A 13,937-nucleotide genomic window follows, 5' to 3' on the forward strand; every position below is an offset into this window, starting at 1 on the left:
AAGCAAAAACGCGGAAAAGAAAAAGGAAAAACAGGATAAGCAGATAAAAAAAGTCTGATTTTCTGTGCTCAGATTCGATCCGCCAGTTCGCCAAGCAATGCCGGCAGGAGATGTCCGTTTGCGGCGGCGAGGCGATTGGATACGAGCGGTGAGCCTTCTTCGAAAATGTCCGCGGTACTGCCCCCGGCTTCGGTGACCAGGAGCATCCCTGCCGCGATGTCCCATGCCTTCAGGCTTTCGACAAAGAAGGCGTCCAATCGGCCCGCCGCGACATAGGCCAGGTCCAGGGCCGCTGCGCCCGCACGCCGGATGCCTGCCGCCTTTCTGGAGATGCGGCAGAATCGTTGCAGGTATGCATCATGCCCCGGCCAGCGTGGCGGAGGGACCACCGTGCCGACCAAAGCCTTTTCCAGTTCTTTGGTGGCTGAAACATGGATGGGTTTGCCGTTTAGAAAGGCTCCGCGCCCGAGCAGGGCGTGAAAGGTCTCGTCGCGAACCGGGTCGGCGACAACGCCCAGGACGATCCTGTCGTCCACGGTGAGGGCAAGGGAGACGGCATAGAAGGGAAAACCGTGTACGAAGTTCATGGTCCCGTCGAGAGGATCGACGATCCAGCGGCAGCGGGACTGGCCGCTGGTGCCGCCTTCTTCGCCGGTGAAGGCGAACTCGGGGAACCTGGCCTGCAAGCGATCGCGGATGGCGTCTTCGGCCCGGCGATCGATGATTGTGGTCACATCGCCCGGACTTTTGGTCTTGACCATGCATTCGGTGAGTTGGCTCTGCCCCTGGACGAGGATCGCGCAGGCCTCGCCTGCGGCTTCGAAGGCTGCCGCCAGGGTCGCGTCAAGATCAACCAGCTCTTCAATGCGCGTTGGGCTTTTCGGGGACGGCATGATTCAATTCCTATGATGGAGTCGCGTCCGCAAAATCTTCAGACTGTGCGGTCGCAAAAAAAAGGGGAGCAAAAAGAGCGTCCTGACGACGCTTTTCCACTCCCCTTTTGCGTTTATACCTTCTGGCCGCAGGAGGTGCAGAACTTGAACTCCTCCCTGGTCACGGGAGCCGCGCAGGTCGGACATTTACGGGGCGCCGGCACAAGCACGACCAGCAATTCCCCTTCCTTGACCGGCACCATGATCTTGTCTTCCTGATAGTCGGCGAATTTGAGGACGCGTTCCACCATGCCATCCACAGGGGCCAAGATCGACTTTTCCTGTTTCATGATGGAGATGTTGAACAGTTCCTCGCCTTTTTTGACCATGTCGCCCGGTTTGACGAGCATGACCCACAAATCCCCGCTGGAAGGCGAGCCGACCTGATAGGGGTCGTTCTGGTCGGCCATCTCCGTCGCGTTCTCGTTCTTGCCCGTGGCATCGGCCACCTTGATCTGCTGGGTGAAGGATTCGGAATCCAGTGTATAGGAGACCAGACTCATGCCCATGTCGTCGGGGCGGGAAATGTGCTGCAAGGACAGGACATGATGTTTGCCTGTCGAATCCTTGAACATGATCTCATCCCCGGCTTCCATGCCTTCAAACCAGACATGCAGGGGCAGGCGGTTGCAGTCTCCGTATTGACCCACGAACTTGATGGTCGTCAGGGCGTCGCCGGGATGGCTCAGATACATGAGCAGCTCTTCTTCCGTAGGGATGCGTCCGATGTGTTCGGCCAGGCTTTGCAATTCCTTGGTTTCGTCCACATCCGAAAGCGTCGCCAGCGGGGAACATTCCGTCCGCCGGGCGATGGCCTCCCGGTACTCGGGCCCGAAGGCCGACTCATAGACCCAGTCCTGCGGGAATCCGAGCGGCAGGCGGCCGAACTTGCCGAGCAGCAGATTCCTGAAAGCGTCATTGGCGTCCTGGTAAATCTTCAGGCGCTCGGTCTTGATCTCGTCGGTCAGCGCCTCTTCAGGCAGCGTGACCACCTGGTCCAGCACGGACAAGAGCTTGCGCAAGCCTCTTCTCCCACCGCGCTTGTAGGCACCGGTCACGGCCAGGAACGCCGTGTTCCAGGTGATCTGCGAGCCGGGCGTGACATCGTGGTAGCGCACGATCTTGCGGATTCCGGCCAGAAACTTGAGCATGAAGGGCAAGAGGTGGATGTAGCCCTGCTTCATGGCCCCTTCCTGAGAGGAGGAGGTCGCGCCGCCGGGCATGCCGTGTTCGATGACGTCGTAGTCGATGCCTTGGAAGTAGGGAGCCGTGTAGCGGTCGTAGTAGGGCATGATCTGTTTGAGCACGAAGCCGGTGGTGCGGATCATGTCCTTGTTCAGATTGGTCTTGAGGCCCAGTTCTTCGATGTAGGCTGCCGTGGAGAGCACCTCGCCCTGGCCGTACCAGCGCACCGAAGCACCGATGGCCGTGTCCACGATGTGCGCACCGGCCTTGGCTGCCGCTGCCACGGCGGGAACGAAGAGGCCGTCGGTGTAGTGGCGGTGGTAGTGCAGGACCAGATCGGGGTGGGCATTGCGGATGGCCGTGACCAGGTTCGTCATGAAGATCGGCGGGCATGACCCGGCCATGTCTTTGAGACCCAGGATGAACGTTTTTTCCGCAGCGTCACTGGAGCAGCCCAGGATCTCGGCGTTCATGTCGATGATCTCCCGCACCACGCCCAGATAATGCGGCACGTCAAAGTCCTTGGCAAAGGACAGGGAGATGGCCGGTTCCCAGATATTCTTGCTGGAAGCCAGGGCCATCTCGGCGAAGGGGCGCATGTTATCGATGTGGTTCAGAAAATCGAAACAGCGGATGACATCGTAATGCTCGCAGATCATCTTGCCGGTGCGGCGCATGATGTTGCGGGGCAGTGGCTTGTATCCGAGCACGTTGGTGGAGCGGATGAGCAGCTGCTTCAGGGTCTTGGGCGCGAACTCGTTCCACTCTCTGGCTTCGGAGAAGGGATAGGTCATGTTGGCCAGCATGGCCACGTGGAAGTGCGCCCCGCCGCCGTTCTCCAGTGAAAAGAACCCGCAGTTGTCCAGGTAGGGGCCGATGATGCGGTCTTCGGCCAGCCGGAAACGGTTGCCTGAGTTGGACTGGGTGATATCGCGGGCGGTGGTGTCCGTGAAATGGACGTGGCCGGAGTCGCGCACGTACGACAGGATCGCGTCCCGATCCCCGCGCGGGTAGGGGTACTGGTAGTATTCGGGCTCAACGCCGGGCAAGGACGGCCTGAAGGGGTCCATGCGCTTGCTTTCCCTGGTACGGTAGTCCCCGAGCTTGACGTGCGGGTTGTAGCCGTGGGCCGAGATCTCGGCCACCAGACGGGACAGTCGTACGGCCTCGGATTCCTTGTCCATGTAGACCATGAGTTCCGGGGCGTTCGTCACAAAATTGGTGTCGTACTCGCCTTCGCGGAACTTGGGGTGGGCAATGATCTGGCGGTGAAACTGGATCGTGGTCTTGATCCCTCCGATGGTGTATTCGTCGAGGGCTCGTTCCATGATCCCCAGCACCTTGTTCCATTGCGGACCGTAGGCGATGAGCAGGGCTGCGGCCGAATCGTATTGCGACGGGAACTCGTACCCGCTGCACACGCAGGAATCCACGCGCACGCCGGGACCACCCGGAGAAAGGTAGCGGGTGATGCGGCCGGCGTTGGGGGCAAAATTGTTCTGGGGATCTTCGCAGTTGACGCGCACCTGGATGGCGTGGCTCTTGGGCGTGCAGTTCTCGTCGGTCAGGCGCAGCCTGGCCCCGAAGGCCACGGCGATCTGCTCCTCGACCAAGTCTATGCCATAGCGGCATTCGGTGATGCCATGTTCGACCTGCAGGCGGGTGTTGACCTCGATCAAATAGGCCCGGCCCGTCGCGTCGACCAGGAACTCCACCGTGCACAGGGAATAATACCCCACGGCGCGAACCAGCTGGCGGGAATATTCCTTGAGCTGTTCGCGCAGCTCCGCAGTCATGCCCGGCCAGGGCGAGGGCGTGATTTCGACCAGCTTCTGATGATTTCGTTGCACCGTGCAGTCGCGCTCGTCAAAGGCGAAGACATTGCCGTACTTGTCGGCAATGACCTGGATTTCGATGTGCCGGATCGAGGTCAGCAGGCGTTCCACATACAGGCGTGGATTGCCGAAGGATGCCTGGGCCAGGGTCGAGGCCTTGACGAAGGCGTCGGTGAGCTGGCCTTCGCTGAAGACTTCGTAGATGCCGCGTCCTCCTCCTCCGCCTTCGGCCTTGAGCATGATGGGCAGGCCGATCTGCGCCGCTACCTGCTTGGCCTCCTCGATGGTGACTGCGCCTTCGGAACCCGGCACCACGGGCACTCCGATCTTCTGGGCCAGGGCCCGGACCTGGACCTTGTTGCCCAGCAGACGCATGGCTTCGGACGAAGGACCGATGAAGATGATGCCGGCGTCGGCACATTTGGCCGGAAAGGAGTCATCCTCGGATGCAAAGCCCCAGCCTGGGTGGATGGCGGCCACACCGCGGGCCTTGGCCATGGCGATGACCTTGTCAATATCAAGATATGCACGATGATTCTCGCCAAGGTGCAGGAGTTCCTGTGCGCCGGCGGTAAAGGGGGCAGTCTTGTCCACATCGGTGGCCGTGATCATTGGCACGGCCTGAAAGACTTCCTTGATGGATCGGACAATGCGCCTGGCCGGGATGCCTCGGTTGGCGACCAGGATCTTCTTGCCTTGGATCTCCAGGGTGACTTCTTCAAAGCTGGGTGGGGTCAGCGACATATATCTCTCCGTAAACGTTAATTGGCAGCGTAATCATGAACTCGGGGCGGAATCTGGGTTCGGCAGTGCCGTGCGATACAGGGTCGCGTACGGTCATTCTCTGAAATCGGCAAGTCGCGCGGAGTGTCCTTCAAATCGGGAAAAGAGCGTAGAGTCGTATGTTCAGAGGCTTAGATGGCAAGTGCCGATCAGGAGTTTTATTTTTTGCGGACTTCTTTGACCAAATTCACCCCTGCCACGCACCTTTCGAATTCGTGTGTGGCAGGGGTGTTGTAACAAAAGGGCGCGCAGGGCTAAAAGAACATGCTTTGCGGTGTCGGAACACCCAGCAACAGTGCGAATCCCACCCAGACGGAAACGCACAGGATCACGGTAAAAATCGCCGACGCCAGAGCCTTTCTGGCGGTTGTGACGCCTGAGTCGCTCAAGATCATGGCCATGCAAAAGAGGAACAGCACCGAGGCCGGATAAAACCCGAGCAGCGGAATGATGCCCACATACAATATGGAGGCCAGGGCAATGATGGCCACGCGCTTCACTGCCACCGGTTCCTCGGCCGGGAGTTCGCAAGGGGCGTCTTCAGCACGCTTCCTGGGGGTCAGGAGGCCGGATGCGAAAATGTACACGCCTCCAATGGTCATGAAGATGATGAGCATCCGGGGGAAAAGCAGGCTTACGCCCTCAAGGTCCCCGCATTGAGCCTGGAAGATGCCGGCAACTGCAAGAGTGGCCAGTCCGGCGGCGATATCGGAAGTACGGCTACGCATGGGGGGGACCCTCCTTCAAGGATGTTGGTGCGCATGCGCATTTGGCGTCCAGGCGTTTGCGTTTCCAGTCGAGAAAAAGCGGCGTGAGCAGTGAGAGCGCCGTGAGGACCATGAGCAGGACGGCGATGGGACTCTCGAAAAATACCTTGATCACGGAACCGCCGGAAGCCTTTGAAAGATGCACGCATCTGCCGAGGTTTTCCTCGATCATGGGGCCAAGAATGATGCCCAGAGCCATGGCTCCGGTATCCAGGCCCACAAGGTTCGAGAAGTAACCGATGAAGCCGAAAGCGATGACAATCCAGACGTCGAGCATGCTGTTGCGGATGGCATAGGCACCGATGACGGACAGGACCACGATGCCGATGGCGACGAAGGTCAGGCGGATGCTGAGCAGTTTTGTCATGATTCGGGCCAGAACGAGTCCGACCGGGATCATGAGCAGGTTCACGGCGAACTGCGACATGATGAAGGTGTAGGCAAGGTCGCCTGTGGCAGTGAAGACCTTGAATCCGGGCTGGATGCCTTTGGCCAGAAGCGCGCCAAGGATGACCGCCGCCACGGCGCTGCCGGGAATGCCAAGGGTCAGCATTGGAATGAGCGCGCCGCCGATGACGGCATTGTTGGCGCTTTCACTGGCCGCGAGGCCCTCGACAACGCCGGTTCCGTAGCGCTCCGGGTGTTTATCCCAGCGCTTGGATTCATTATAGGCGATGATGGATGCGATTTCCCCACCGGCACCAGGCAGCATGCCAACCAGCCCCCCGATGATTGAGGAGCGCATGAGAATGACTTTGCATCTTGAGGTCAATGCGTGGAAAACTTTTTTGAGTGCGCCGGGAGTCGGCACATAATCGGCAAGGAACGGTTTGTGACTACCGACCAGGTAAAGAACCTGCGAAAACGAAAACAGCCCGATCATGGCCGGGATGACCTCTATTCCTTGCACTAATGGGTAGTATCCGAATGTAAAGCGGGGAACACCTACGTTGGGATCGATGCCCACGGTGGAAACAAGAAGGCCCAGCGCGCCGCCCAGGAGCCCTTTGACCATGTTGCCCGACGACATGACCGCAATGGTCGATAAGCCGAAAATGCAAAGCCAGAAATTTTCGGGCCCGCCGAACTTGAGTGCGAAGCGGGCGAGGGGGGCGGCCAGGAACAGCAGCATGACAGTCCCGACAATTCCGCCAAAGGAGGATGACAGCAGAGAGGTGAAGAGTCCGATGTCGGCGTGTCCTGACTTGCAAAGAGGCCATCCGTCGAAAGTCGTGGCGACGGAGGAGGGTGTGCCCGGAGTGCATATGAGAACGGCGGAATTGGATCCGCCATATATGGCACCCACATATATGGCACCCAGCATGATCAGGCCGCTGGTGGCGTCCATGGCGAAGGTGGCAGGGACCATGAGGGCCACGCCCATGGTGGCAGTCAGGCCCGGCAGGGCTCCGACGATGATCCCGCCTGTAAGCCCGACGATCATGAGGAAAATATTGAGCGGTTCGAAAAGGTGCCCGATGGCGGGCCAAATGAATTCCATCATCCGATGCTCCTTAGAGTATCGGGGAGGGGAGACCTCCCCGATAGGTGAAGGGGGACTATTTTAGCAGGCCGGCCTTTTCAAGGGCAGCCTTGGCAAGCTCGCTCTGTTGCTTGATGTAGACGGCAAATGCATCGCCATCCATGTATTCCGTGGGCTGACCCGCGGTTTTCATGTCGGCCAGATATTCGGGGTCTTCACAGATTTTCTTGAATGTCTCGCGCAGGAAGTCGAGCTGCGCCTTGTCGATGGCCTTGGGGGCGACAAAAGCGCGACGGATGTCGGACACCACGTCATAGCCCTCTTCACGCAGGGTCGGGACATCGGGCAGGAACGCGTTGCGTTTTTCAGCGGCGAGGCCCAGCACGGTCATCTCTTCGAGGCTGCGCATGACGTCGTTCAGGTTGCCGAACATGACGTCGATCTCGCCGCCAAGGAGCGCGGCGTTCTGATCTGCAGCGCCTTTGTAGAATACTTCCGTGACCGGGAAGTCGAACTTGCCCTTCACGTCAAGAAACATGAGGTGATGACCGCTGTTGGGGCCGACAAGGCCGACTTTGAGCTTGCCTGGGTTGGCCTTGGCGAACTCGAAGACATCCTTGACGGATTTGAGCTTGCTGTCATTGCGCACGGCCACGGCCTGGGGGTCGTTGACCACCTGGCAGATGTAGGCGAAATCGTCGGTGGAAAATTGGGCTTTCTGGACTAGGGGCTGGAGTACGAGGTGGGGGACGTTGATGCCGCCGATGGTGTAGCCATCAGCCTTGGACATTGCGATTTCGCCGAAACCGATGGCTCCGCCGGCACCGGGTTTGTAGACGAACACCCATTGCTGATCAGAGTATTTGTTCCAATACTTTTGCATGATCCGGGCCTGTACGTCGCTTGAGCCGCCAGCCGTGAAGGCAATGATCATGTTGATCGCTTTGTCTGGATATTTGGCGAAAACGTTGCCGGATGCAGCAAGACAGATAAAGAGCGCCATCAAAAAAAGACACATGCTTTTGCGCAATTTCATACCAACTCCTTTTCATTATTAATGTGATCGCGATATGCGAAGCACTTCTTATGAATATGTGATAATAGAAAAAGTCAGTACAAATATTTTTTTTGTGCAAATTAAATGTGCATATGCCTGCGTCAGGCGTTAGATTTTATAATTACCGGCAAATACGGAAAAATCTTTTTTGCCTGTAGCTTTTGTACTGAATTTTTCCAGAACATATAAATCATTCTCATTCTAATTTACTATGAGATATGTTGTTGTCATTGGAGTCAAAAAAGGTTCCCCCCTCTCCCTGTATGTGTCGGGAGAGGGGGGAATTCAAGGAGGTTATGCGCTTTCGTACAAGCGGGTCATGATGAATTCGCGATGGCCCAGCGCTTCGGCGGCGGTCAGGCGGCCGTTGCAGGTGCTGATCATCATTTCCAGGAGCTTGTCACCGGCCTCGTCCATGTTGATCTCGCGGCGCACCAGGCCGGAGACGTCCACGTCGAAGTGCTCTTCCATGGTCCGCAGGGTGCGGGGGTTGGAGCAGAGCTTGATGACGGGCAGGAGCGGGTTGCCGATAATGTTGCCCTGGCCGGTGGGGAAGAAGTGGACCACGGCACCGGCAGCGGCGCACAGGGTGACCATTTCGGCAGCGGCGGAGGAGGAGTCCATGAACCACAGACCATTGCTGGTCGGGGCTTCGGCCAGGTCCAGGCAGCCGACGACGGGGGCCTTGCGGCCGATCTTCTGGATGTTGCCCAGAGCCTTTTCCTCGATGGTGGTCAGGCCGCCCTCGATGTTGCCCTTGGTGGGCTGGGAGTCGGAAAGGTCGCTGGTCTTGTGGTCGTCGATGACCTTTGCGTAACGGTCGAAGTATCTCTGGAAATCAGCGCGGACTTCGTCGTTGATACAGCGCTCGAGCACGAGGTGCTCGCCGCCGGTCAGTTCGGTGGTCTCACCGAAAATCAGAGTGGAACCCTGCTCGTACAGCTTATCGTAGGCGTTGCCGACGGTGGGGTTGGTGGCGATGCCGGAGGTGGTGTCGGACTCGCCGCACTTGGTGGAGACCACGAGTTCCTTCACGTCGCACTCGGTGCGCTGCAGTTCGGTGGCCCACTGCAGGAGTTCCTTGGCCTTGCGGGAGGCGGCGGCAATAGTGTTGAGGTCGCCGTTCTGCTCGATGGAGAAACCGAAAACAGGCTTGCCGGTGGAGGCGATGCCCTCGACGATCTTGTTCGTCCACTGAGGTTCGATGCCGATGACCACGACTGCGGCGACGTTGGGGTTGCAGCCAGCGCCGATCAGGGTGCGGAAGTGCAGGTCGAGGTCTTTACCGAACTGCAGACGGCCATAGGCATGAGGAATGGCCAATACGCCCTTTATGTTGTTGGCTACGGCTTCGCAGGCCGCATTGGACAGGTCATCCAGAGGGAGGATGACGACATGGTTGCGAATGCCGACACGGCCATTTTCACGACGATATCCGAAAAATTTGGTCTGCATGGATTACCACCTCTTGGTTTTAACGTTGTGGACGTGCAAGTGTTCGCCTTTCTTGATGGGGGCCACTACCTTGCCGATGTCGGTGTTGTATTTGATGACGGTGTCGCTGGTTGCGAAATCCTTCAGGGCAACCTTGTGTCCAATCGGAATATCGTTGAGGATTTTGATTTTGACGGTCTGGTCTTCTTTCATGACCCAACCAGTGATTTCCTGACCGGCTTTCAAGCCTTCAACGACCACTACGCCAACGCCATCCGCGGCTTCGTGTACCAAAAAATCGATAGCCATGTACGCCTCCTAAAACGGTTAAATTGTAGAATCGAGGGATACGCAAATATAGTTTACTGTATCATACCGAAATAACGGCCTCGATCTGCCTCAATTCTGTCTCAATGTTTGCAATTCTTGATTTGTTATTAATTCATAAAATATATGAGCTTATAATAACAATGTAAGATATATTTTAGTTGCAAATATCGAGTGGTATAAAGTTATTTATAATCTATCTGCATCATCTGCACATAATTTTGATGCGTTCTAAAGAATTATTAGCAAGGAGCATTCCAAAAATAAAATCTACAGAAAAAAAAATAACATCCCGAAATTAAAGAATTTTTTTGAAGGGAAACATCTTCTGTCAATGCCGATGTGCGCAGTGCTGGACAGTTTGCCCGGATTCGGGCAAATGGCGGGCACCTGAATCACTTTATTTCAGAGAGGGGGCTAGACGCATGGATTCCACCAAAAATTTCAAGACGCACGCATCGCGCATGCTTTATGCGCAGGCGCTGGGCCGCGAGCTTGTCTCCTCCCTGGGCAAAGTTTCGTCGCGAAGTTTGTTTCTGCAGAACCTGTCACGCCTTCTGCGTCAGCAGTTCAGCTTCGACCGGCTTTGTATCAATCTCTATGATCCCAATAGTGAGCTGCTCAGTTACTTCACCGCTGCTGAGGGCGCGGTCATCAATTCCCTTTCCCCCATCCGCAAGGCCGAAAAGACCACTGTCGCCGGGCATGTCATCCAGTCGCGCAAGCCCGTCGTCATCACGGACGTTTCGCAGCATTTCGCGGAATCCATGCTCCATCCCATGGCCGAGGCGGGTCTGACCACGACCATGGCCTTTCCACTTATACTTAACGACAAGATCATCGGCACCCTGCACTGCTCCTTCCGACGGAAACCGGACAACCTCTATGAGATAATGGAATTTCTGCTGGAGCTTTCCCCCTTGGTGGCGGTGGGCCTGGGGGCGCTTCTGGCCATGGAGCATATTGATCAGGGCGCCAGCCTGAACCAGGTTCCGTACACCGGCGAAACGGGTGAGAGCGAGACGTTCTTTTTCGAAAGCCAGTCCATGCGTCGTTTCATGGCCAGTGTTCACGCCGTGGCTGTGCTGGATATTCCAGTGCTTATCCTCGGAGAGACGGGGACGGGCAAGTCGCGCCTGGCCCATTACATCCATTGCCGCAGCCAGCGCCGCAATAAGCAGTTTGTGAAAGTCAACTGTCCGGCCATGGCTTCGACGCTTTTTGAGAGTGAACTCTTCGGTCATGCCAAGGGGGCGTTCACCGGGGCCGCGACAAAACGCGTTGGTCGTTTCGAACTGGCCCATCAGGGGACACTGTTCCTGGATGAGATCGCCGAACTCAACCAGGAAATGCAGAGCAAGTTGCTGCATGTCCTGGATGACAGCTGTTTCGAGCGTGTGGGTGAAAGCGTCTCGTTTTCCGTCGATGCCCGGCTTATCGCTGCTACCAACGTCGAGATGCGCAAGGCCGTCGGCCAAGGGAAGGTGCGCAGTGACTTTTACTACAGGCTGTCGTCCTGCACGCTCCAGATTCCGCCTCTGCGCGACAGGGTCGAAGACATCCCCGCGCTGTCGAGCTATTTTGTCACGCAACTCTGTGCGCAGTACTCTCTGCCGCAAATACAGCTGTCCCAGGATCTTCTACACCAACTCCAGACGCATTGCTGGCCGGGCAATGCCCGCGAATTGCGAAATGTCATCAGTGCTTTGCTCATAAAACAGGGGATTTCCGGAAAACTGAGCCGCCAAGATATCCAGGAGGCCCTGCGTACGGACGAGTTGGCCTATCCGCAGCCGTCGGCCGAGTCTCTTCCGGCACCGTCGAAGCCCTCCTCGACCTGCAGTCTGGAGGAGGTGGAGCGGCAGCATATCATTGATGCCCTGTCCCGCTCCGGTGGTGTCATTTCCGGACCCAAAGGCGCGGCAAAGATGCTTGGCCTGTCGCGTTCGACTCTGCAGAGACGAATGGTCAAGCTGGAAATAGATGCTTCAGTGTCGAAAAACGGGGCGCGGTGATGTGATCGTTTAAGGGGGGGGGGGCGCCGCCCGGGATGGCCTGAACTCTGGCTCAGATCGAGAAATCCAGTCCTGTCTGCAGACTGATGGATGAAAAACGCATTTCGGCCAGGTCGGCCAACAGGAGGCTGCCTCGCAGCGCCGGAATGTGGCCAGTCAGAATTCGCACAACTTCCGTGGCCTGAAGGGACGCTGCGAAACCGGCTACCGGGCTCGGAACGCCCTGGATGAGTTCGCTGCCCGCCTGTTTTTCGTTCATGAATTCCGCCAGTCCCGTCTCGCCAGGCCATGTCGTGCTGACGAGAGCTGTCCAGCCTGAAATCCCGGCCGAAACGAGCGGCATTTTCCCTTCTGCGGCCATGCGCTGCAAGTCCCTGCGGCATTCCGCCCCGCCGAGACAATCGACTACAAGGTCTGCGGCCAGGGATTTTTCATTTCGGAAATCCGTGGCCAGAGGCATAACCCTGACCAGGGGATTTATCCTTCCGGCGCGTTCCGAGGCGACTTCGACCTTTATCCGCCCTATGTTGTTCGAGGATGCCAGTATCTGCCGGTTGGCGTTGGTGAGGTCGAACCGATCCGGGTCGCAGACCAGGATGGTGCCCACTCCGGCCCGGACGAGAAATTCCAGCACGTGTCCGCCAAGGCCCCCGCAGCCCACGAGGAGAATCCGGGAGCGCGCCAGCTTGGCCTGTTCCATGGGACTGATGGTCGCGGCGTTGCGCTGGTAGCGGATGGGCATCTCGCCGCCTTCTATGCCTCTGGAGACTTCCTGCTGGATGGTGCGGCCCGATTGGGCCGCCCTGTCAATGAAGATATGGTCCGGGAGAGGGGTAAGGGTGTCGTCGCCGCTCATGGCGCGGCCCTGAAGAAATAGGTCGTGTTGGCGTTGGGGATCACGGCGATGCGCAGCTTCGCGCCGGGAGAAACGTCTTTGAGCCAGCGGTCCAGGGTCTGCTGGGCGTCGTCCTTCTTCAGGTGGCATTCGGCCAGTTCCCCGGCGTCCATCTTCGAGTCCACCACCACCGTGAAGCGCGTCAGGGTCCTGCTGAACAGGAAGGCCTTGTGCGCGCCCATGCGGAAGCCCCGCTCCTCGAATTCCCGCATCTGCTCTTCGGGGCTGGCGAACTGCCGAACGTAGTTCTGGTAGTGATCGTCGCCGACGCCTTGGGGACACGCGGCCAGGAGCAGGATCTTCCCCCCTTCGACCGCGCACTGGGAGGCCAGGTTGAGGCCCTTCTGGGCCTGATAGAGGCAGATGTCCTTGGGGGCGCCGCCGCAGGAAGCGATGACGATGTCGAAGGGCTTTTCCAGGGGCAGTCCGTAGACCTTTTCGGAAAAGGCCGCCCCGGCCTTCAGGACCGCCACGGGTTCGCCAGCCAGCAGGGCCACGGCCTGCTTGGCCGGGTTGAGGCTGACGTTGATGGCCATGTCGATACCGATCATCTGGCCGGCTTCGTTGATGTCCAGGCGGGTGGGATTGTCCAGGATGTTGCCTACCCGGGCTTCGGGGCTCGACATGAGGCTGTGGTTGTTCTGGATCAAGGCTGCGGAGGCGCAGCCGATGGCCACGCCCTTGGCCCCGCCTGTCATCCCTTGGAACTGGTGGGGATCGATCATGCCGATGACGAGTTTGAGCTCTGCCTCGCCGTAGGCGGCGTTGATCTCCACGGGGGTGCCGCGGCTGGTGACGCCGAAATTGGTCATGGGCGAGGCCAAGGCATCGTGGGACACGACTGTGCAGCCGCGCAGATTCTCGGGCAGAATGCGCGCCAGTTGGGCTTCGTCGGGCGCCGGGTGCAGGCCGCCGCCGACAACGATGCGCACGCTGGCCGGATCAAGGTCCGGCCAGATGCGGAACAGACGGTCCAGCAGGACGGGCAGGAGGACCTTCAGGGGCGCCGGCCTGGTCTCGTCGGGCACGGCGATGGCGATGCTTTCCGGCCTGGCTCTGCCTTCCAGCGGCGGAGTGTCGATGGGATGATCCAGGGCTTCGTCGAGGGCGCGGCCAAGATCCTCAAGGACCGGCATGTCCCGGGGCTTCATAATCGTGACGTCGGAGTCGTCGGGCAGTTCAAGAACCCTGTATTCGGACCCGTATTTGAGCTTGATGTTCATG

Annotated in this window: 10 protein-coding genes; 1 reads left to right on the plus strand and 9 read right to left on the minus strand. The window is 58.3% G+C overall.

The window, feature by feature from the left end:
* Positions 1 to 68 precede the first annotated feature (68 nt).
* The 7 genes from CVU60_08440 to CVU60_08470 all read right to left on the minus strand — a co-directional run bounded on the left by CVU60_08440 (position 69) and on the right by CVU60_08470 (position 9,785).
* Positions 69 to 893, minus strand: coding sequence for an inositol monophosphatase (locus CVU60_08440; protein PKN42233.1), 825 nt, complete (start codon positions 891 to 893; stop codon positions 69 to 71).
* 113 nt (positions 894 to 1,006) lie between these two features.
* Positions 1,007 to 4,696, minus strand: coding sequence for a pyruvate carboxylase (locus CVU60_08445; protein ID PKN42234.1), 3,690 nt, complete (start codon positions 4,694 to 4,696; stop codon positions 1,007 to 1,009).
* Positions 4,697 to 4,989: 293 nt separating this feature from the next.
* Entirely contained in the window at positions 4,990 to 5,463 is a 474-nt protein-coding gene (locus tag CVU60_08450; GenBank protein PKN42235.1) for a tripartite tricarboxylate transporter TctB family protein, read from the minus strand.
* On the minus strand, positions 5,456 to 7,006 hold the full coding sequence (locus tag CVU60_08455; GenBank protein ID PKN42236.1) for a hypothetical protein: 1,551 nt from the start codon (positions 7,004 to 7,006) through the stop codon (positions 5,456 to 5,458). The genes CVU60_08450 and CVU60_08455 overlap by 8 nt, the downstream gene beginning before the upstream one ends.
* Positions 7,007 to 7,061: 55 nt before the next feature.
* Positions 7,062 to 8,021 carry a tripartite tricarboxylate transporter substrate binding protein gene (locus CVU60_08460; GenBank protein PKN42237.1) on the minus strand — a complete coding sequence of 320 codons (960 nt, stop codon included), beginning with the start codon at positions 8,019 to 8,021 and terminating at the stop codon, positions 7,062 to 7,064.
* Between the two features lie 315 nt (positions 8,022 to 8,336).
* On the minus strand, positions 8,337 to 9,497 hold the full coding sequence (locus tag CVU60_08465) for a D-galactarate dehydratase (GenBank protein PKN42238.1): 1,161 nt from the start codon (positions 9,495 to 9,497) through the stop codon (positions 8,337 to 8,339).
* A gap of 3 nt (positions 9,498 to 9,500) precedes the next feature.
* Complete coding sequence (locus CVU60_08470; GenBank protein ID PKN42239.1) at positions 9,501 to 9,785, minus strand: flagellar biosynthesis protein FlgA; 285 nt, start codon at positions 9,783 to 9,785, stop codon at positions 9,501 to 9,503.
* A gap of 443 nt (positions 9,786 to 10,228) precedes the next feature.
* Here CVU60_08470 and CVU60_08475 point away from each other — a divergent pair, with 443 nt between their 5' ends.
* The gene (locus tag CVU60_08475) at positions 10,229 to 11,818 is read left to right on the plus strand and encodes a hydrogenase (protein ID PKN42240.1); all 1,590 of its coding nucleotides are present in this window, start codon (positions 10,229 to 10,231) and stop codon (positions 11,816 to 11,818) included.
* A gap of 52 nt (positions 11,819 to 11,870) precedes the next feature.
* Here CVU60_08475 and CVU60_08480 read toward each other — a convergent pair whose 3' ends face one another.
* Complete coding sequence (locus CVU60_08480) at positions 11,871 to 12,674, minus strand: thiamine biosynthesis protein ThiF (GenBank protein PKN42241.1); 804 nt, start codon at positions 12,672 to 12,674, stop codon at positions 11,871 to 11,873.
* Entirely contained in the window at positions 12,671 to 13,936 is a 1,266-nt protein-coding gene (locus tag CVU60_08485) for a transcriptional regulator (GenBank protein PKN42242.1), read from the minus strand. Before CVU60_08485 ends, CVU60_08480 begins: the two co-directional genes overlap by 4 nt.
* Between the last annotated feature and the right edge of the window lies 1 nt (position 13,937).

Source organism: Deltaproteobacteria bacterium HGW-Deltaproteobacteria-18 (assembly GCA_002841885.1).
GTDB lineage: Bacteria > Desulfobacterota > Desulfovibrionia > Desulfovibrionales > Desulfomicrobiaceae > Desulfomicrobium.

Bases quoted from the DNA above. Each gene is read 5' to 3' on its own strand.
- CVU60_08440 (PKN42233.1), bottom strand. From the start codon at position 893: ATGCCGTCCCCGAAAAGCCCAACGCGCATTGAAGAGCTGGTTGATCTT.
- CVU60_08445 (PKN42234.1), bottom strand. From the start codon at position 4,696: ATGTCGCTGACCCCACCCAGCTTTGAAGAAGTCACCCTGGAGATCCAA.
- CVU60_08450 (PKN42235.1), bottom strand. From the start codon at position 5,463: ATGCGTAGCCGTACTTCCGATATCGCCGCCGGACTGGCCACTCTTGCA.
- CVU60_08455 (PKN42236.1), bottom strand. From the start codon at position 7,006: ATGATGGAATTCATTTGGCCCGCCATCGGGCACCTTTTCGAACCGCTC.
- CVU60_08460 (PKN42237.1), bottom strand. From the start codon at position 8,021: ATGAAATTGCGCAAAAGCATGTGTCTTTTTTTGATGGCGCTCTTTATC.
- CVU60_08465 (PKN42238.1), bottom strand. From the start codon at position 9,497: ATGCAGACCAAATTTTTCGGATATCGTCGTGAAAATGGCCGTGTCGGC.
- CVU60_08470 (PKN42239.1), bottom strand. From the start codon at position 9,785: ATGGCTATCGATTTTTTGGTACACGAAGCCGCGGATGGCGTTGGCGTA.
- CVU60_08475 (PKN42240.1), top strand. From the start codon at position 10,229: ATGGATTCCACCAAAAATTTCAAGACGCACGCATCGCGCATGCTTTAT.
- CVU60_08480 (PKN42241.1), bottom strand. From the start codon at position 12,674: ATGAGCGGCGACGACACCCTTACCCCTCTCCCGGACCATATCTTCATT.
- CVU60_08485 (PKN42242.1), bottom strand. From the start codon at position 13,936: ATGAACATCAAGCTCAAATACGGGTCCGAATACAGGGTTCTTGAACTG.